General features: G+C 69.3%; 1 protein-coding gene. It reads left to right on the plus strand.

All coding sequences use genetic code 11. The features are described 5' to 3' along the window. Positions 1-16: 16 nt before the first annotated feature. Positions 17-707 (plus strand): GNAT family N-acetyltransferase (locus AC1DYI_RS37595; protein WP_477209141.1); only part of this gene is annotated, 691 nt, incomplete at its 3' end.

The raw sequence follows: 707 nt of genomic DNA on the forward strand, positions 1-707 counted from the left end.
GCCGTACCAGGAGGTGATGCAACGCGTGGGCGGTGACCTGTTCGTCCGCAAGTCCACGTTGGAATACTTCGCCTCGGCCGGCTACGACGACGTGCTGGACGTGGGCGTGCGCTGCGAGCGCATCGGCAACTCGTCGATGCTGTTCCAGACGGGTGTGTTCCGCGGCGAAGAGCTGCTGGTCAGCGGCGAGYTGGTCTATGTCTTTGCCGACCCGGTGGCCAAGCAGGCGAAACCGGTGCCGCCCGAACTGCGCAGCACGTTGCTTGGCTTCGAGGCGGGCGAAGACATGGTCAGCGTGCGCGTCGGCGGCTGGGAAGAACTGGGCCACGAGGCCGGCGCGATCCGCGCTGAGGTCTTCATCGACGAGCAGAAGATCCCGGCCGAGATGGAGTGGGACTCGGCCGATGCGGGCTGCGTACACGCGGTGGCCTACAACCGGCTCGGCATGGCGGTCGGCACGGGCCGGCTGCTGGAGCATGTGCCGGGCGTCGCGAAGATCGGCCGCATGGCGGTGCGGCGCGCGCTGCGCGGCAGCCGCGTCGGCCGTGCGGTGCTGGATGCGCTGATGCAGGCCGCGCGCGACCACGGCGACCGCGAAGTGATCCTGCATGCGCAGATGAGTGCCGAGCCGTTCTACCGCCGCGCCGGCTTCAACCAGCGTGGGCCGGTGTTCGACGAGGCCGGCATCGCCCACGTCGAGATGGTCC

The organism is Ideonella sp. P3_A4, from assembly GCF_056403075.1.